We start from the raw sequence: 3,747 nt of genomic DNA, 5'->3' as shown, positions 1-3,747 counted from the left end.
TCAAGCTAATTACGATATTCTAATCAGGAACATAGATAACACAGGACTTAGGTGGCGTCAGCATTTTGACGACCTTATAAGTTCTGACAGTATATACTTATTCATGGAGACTGGATTTGAGGACTCTCATCTCAATATCTTCATCAACGATGATCTACAAATTCAAGACACGATTACCACTTCCGGTGAGCTTGAATTAAGAGAATGTTATACTTTCCACAGATCAGGTATATCTGGAATTGGTTTGAGAATTGACAATGGACAACTTCTCCAAATTGAACTTGCTCGTGAGCAGAATATTTGGAGGATTATCTATATACAGGACAGTATATTAATAGCTCAATATTCAGAACATGCTCCATATTATGATTAAAATGCTTTGTTGTGGACAATTTATAAGGATGTGGCTTGTATCGGAACTTTACTTACACTTTCGTCTCGTCAAACAAGCATGTTCTAAAACCGAATAGTCATAGTTTTATGCCCTGACCCCTATAGCAAACGGGAAAGTAAACAAACGCGCTCATAGAGAGGTGTTACTAACAATATTAAAATCATTTTAAATAATATATGACAGAAAAAATAATTCCTAAGGAATCTAATTGCATACAGATAAATGACAATGAACTTTACTATGAAGTTTATGGCGAAGGTCAACCTCTTTTGTTATTGCATGGTTTCACCCAATCTTCTATAGCTTGGTTAGAATACGTGAAAGAGTACTCAGATAAATTTGAGGTTTACTTAATTGATCTGAGAGGACATGGAAAATCAAGTAAATTTAATGAGAGATTCTCTGTTCAGGCAGCATCTGAAGATGTACTAAAACTCATGGAGCATCTAAAGATTACCAGCATTAAAGGAATCGGATTAAGTTTTGGAGGAGATGTGTTACTGCAAATAGGCAGTATGAATCCAGAACTGATAGAATCAATGATAGTTATAGGAGCGAATGGAGATTGGGATGCTCAGGATTTCCCCATTATGCTTAGTACCTTCAATTATGATAATATTGAGAACTTTCAATGGATAAAAGATTATCATTCAGGAGGAGATGAACAAATAAAAAGCATCTTAGACCAATTGCCTAACTATAAAATCAAGTTGACGGAAGAGGAATTGAAAAGAATAAAAGCAAAGACGCTACTTGTTTTGGGTGATAAAGCTGAACAGATTTCCTTAAGTTCGATAGTCACTCTTCACGAAACGCTTAAAAATTCAGATTTATGGGTAGTTCCTAATACTGGACATTATGCCCACGATGGAGATAATAAACGTGAATTTTTAAGATTATCAAAGAGGTTTCTATCATCGGAATAATCAAATAATTACTCACCTAAACTGTATTAAAATGTAGTTTAGGGAAGATATTTTGCTTAATTAGGACTGCTAACTGCAATGAAAATTGATATCACTCAAAAAGGTAATCTTTACAAATTTTACAAAAACAATAATGAAGATCATTTCCTAACAGGGAAATGGATAGGCGGATGGTTTAGTAAGGTGCGATCAGAAATTTATGACCTACATCACGTCAAATTAGTAACTATAAAACAGGGTCAAGTCAATCCAATTTGGAGTAAAAAAAAAGATACTTATGAATTCGAACTCCATAAGCTAGATTTAAAACTAACAATAATAGTCACGAACAGGTGGAAAGGTCACTGGTCCTTCAAATTTAATGATGATAATTATGACTTTTATCGACACCGTGGTCATAGACGATCTCTTTATAAAAACAGTCAACAAATAGCCAAGTACAACAAGCGATCAGTAAATTTATGGGAATACGATAAAGGATATATCATTGCTGATAACGATTCCAATGAACTAATCTTAATCTGCCTTTTTCTTGCTTATGACATGGGTGAGCAAAATGATGCTGACATATCTGTTGACCTTGGCCAACTAGCTGAAGGTGTAAAAGAATATGATGACAGTTGGACTCCAAAATAACGATGGCAACCTCATATTTCATTGTTACCCTTTTTACATTTCAATAGATTAGTGCGACTATTCTTTGCTTCAGTAACTGAGGTCTGATCAAAACACAAAAAATATTACCTTCGCCTAAATACGGTATATGTATGACTGATATGCAATAACATCTAAATAAGAAATAATGTACACTGGCTCAGTTACTTATCATCAAACTCAATATGCTTAAATGTTATCTCTGAGAACTATAGTCTATACTTCTGATCTAACCTGTGAAAAACTAATACAGAAATTAGCCTGGACAGTTGAGCACATTGATTCCTTATTTAAACCATTGTTTCAGAATAGATCACCAGAAACAACCAAGGATTGGATAGGTTACATTAAACATCAGTCAAACAGGTTTACTCTAATGGAACCTGTAGGATTTTTAACTTTTTTCACAATGCAAGTTGTGATTCGAGGGTATATCCAATACACTGGAAATCAATCTCAAGTAACAGTTAAATTTAGACTGGGTTGGTATACACTATTATTCTCACTAATGATCTACCTGATAAGCCCTTTAATTATCACATCATATTTAGTAGATTCTAAATACTTATCAGCACTTGCAGGTTTGTTAATTCCAATTATTTGGACTTTACTTCTGTCCAGAAAATTCAGAAAGATAGAACGAAAGCTAGATAATTTGTTTGAATGAATAAGTCGCCAGAAATGACAACACACCGCATCGAGTGAAGGTACTTTGACACTAACGCCAACTCATTTTTGATTAGATCTAAACTAATCATATATTTGGTGCGTTATTGCACCAAATATAAATTATGGCTAGACAAAGTATTTCTTTAACAGAACCAAATGATGAATGGCTAAAAGCACAAGTCAACAGCAAGGAATATGCAAGTAAAAGCGAGCTGGTTAACGATCTGATAAGACAAGCAAGACAGCAGCAACAGCAAATTGATCTTGTTAGGCTTAAACTTGAAAAAGCAGAAAAAAGTGGCTTTACTTCTGATAGTAAGGATCAAATTTTAGCTAAATCCAAGGATTTATTAAATGGCTAAATATCGGCTAAGCAATGTAGCGAAGGAAGATTTAATCAGAATTCATCATTATGGTGTTGCGCGTTTTGGAGTTAAGCAAGCTGACAAATATTTTGACTCATTTTTCAAATATTTCGACATTATTGCTCAGCGACCGTATGCCTTTGAAGCAGTAGATTTTATTAAGCCCGGCTATAGGAGATGTGTTTGCGGGTCAGATAGTATTTACTATAGAATCAATAATGAAACTGTGGAAATCATGACCATTATAGGTCGACAGGATATTGAAAACTCTCTAGAGAATCTTCCTGAAGAATGACAATCCCCGGTGGTATAATTGAATCGTTTTATGCTGCAAGCTTTGATTCAATACAAAATGTTTACTTTCGCCTCCAACAAAATCGCATTCAGACCGAATGCATGAAAAATCAGGAATTTAACAGGGACTAAATGAACTCAATAGAAATAATCTTATTGAACTTTTCCGAAATAAGAAGACGCAGCATAAAATTATGGAGTAAAATTCCAGTTGAGTATCTAAACTGGAAACCTGACGACAAAGCCTTCACAATTATTGAAATGATTAGGCACGTTTTAGAAGGTGAGCATCTATTTCATAAAATAATACAGAATCGAGGAGATTTAGGTGACTACCTTTCACCCTGGGAAAATCTAGCCTATTCTGATCTAAAAAGCGAGTTAGAATTTTGCGAAAAATATCGAACAGACTTTTTGAACATGATTAGACAACTAAAAGAAATGG

At 34.2% G+C, this 3,747-nt stretch carries 6 protein-coding genes; all 6 read left to right on the top strand.

Annotation, left to right across the window (positions count from 1 at the left end):
* Positions 1 to 373, top strand: a 373-nt coding sequence (locus E1176_RS04820) for a hypothetical protein (RefSeq protein ID WP_222933086.1), incomplete at its 5' end; no start/stop codon positions are given.
* 197 nt (positions 374 to 570) lie between these two features.
* Complete coding sequence (locus tag E1176_RS04815) at positions 571 to 1,320, top strand: alpha/beta fold hydrolase (protein WP_155209435.1); 750 nt, start codon at positions 571 to 573, stop codon at positions 1,318 to 1,320.
* A 78-nt stretch (positions 1,321 to 1,398) separates the two neighbouring features.
* The gene (locus E1176_RS04810; protein WP_155209434.1) at positions 1,399 to 1,956 is read left to right on the top strand and encodes a hypothetical protein; all 558 of its coding nucleotides are present in this window, start codon (positions 1,399 to 1,401) and stop codon (positions 1,954 to 1,956) included.
* Between the two features lie 809 nt (positions 1,957 to 2,765).
* Positions 2,766 to 3,005 carry a ribbon-helix-helix domain-containing protein gene (locus E1176_RS04805; protein WP_155209433.1) on the top strand — a complete coding sequence of 80 codons (240 nt, stop codon included), beginning with the start codon at positions 2,766 to 2,768 and terminating at the stop codon, positions 3,003 to 3,005.
* Positions 2,998 to 3,303 carry a type II toxin-antitoxin system RelE/ParE family toxin gene (locus E1176_RS04800; RefSeq protein ID WP_155209432.1) on the top strand — a complete coding sequence of 102 codons (306 nt, stop codon included), beginning with the start codon at positions 2,998 to 3,000 and terminating at the stop codon, positions 3,301 to 3,303. The genes E1176_RS04805 and E1176_RS04800 overlap by 8 nt, the downstream gene beginning before the upstream one ends.
* Before the next feature lie 131 nt (positions 3,304 to 3,434).
* Positions 3,435 to 3,747, top strand: a 313-nt coding sequence (locus E1176_RS20900) for a DinB family protein (protein ID WP_222933085.1), incomplete at its 3' end; no start/stop codon positions are given.

The sequence above is a fragment of the Fulvivirga aurantia genome (genome assembly GCF_009711475.1).
In the GTDB taxonomy this organism is placed as follows: domain Bacteria; phylum Bacteroidota; class Bacteroidia; order Cytophagales; family Cyclobacteriaceae; genus Fulvivirga; species Fulvivirga aurantia.
The sequence above is the reverse complement of the archived record's forward strand: the minus strand, read 5'-3'. Positions and strand labels throughout refer to the sequence as shown.